Genomic DNA, 245 nt, shown 5'->3' on the forward strand with positions numbered 1-245 from the left:
AAAATTCTCTTCCTTCTACAAACATGGTCTTGTCGATTGATACTTGCGAATAAGCTGATAAGGATGATTTCACTTCTTTTAAGTCATAAGGACTATTGTACAGTTTAAAGTCAGATTCTAACCATACTTTTTTTATTATTGGAGTTACCTCTGACTGATCATATAAAAATCGTTTGTCTGCAGCAATAAATTGATGGTTGGATAACTTAAATACTGGAATTCCTTGTTTATTTAAACGCCACTCG

General features: G+C 32.2%; 1 pseudogene. It reads right to left on the bottom strand.

The features are described from left to right. Positions 1-245 (bottom strand): annotated as a pseudogene (locus WKI42_RS10950) (serine hydrolase); the annotation flags it as partial.

Source organism: Streptococcus pseudopneumoniae (assembly GCF_038148935.1).
GTDB classification, from domain to species: domain Bacteria; phylum Bacillota; class Bacilli; order Lactobacillales; family Streptococcaceae; genus Streptococcus; species Streptococcus pseudopneumoniae_U.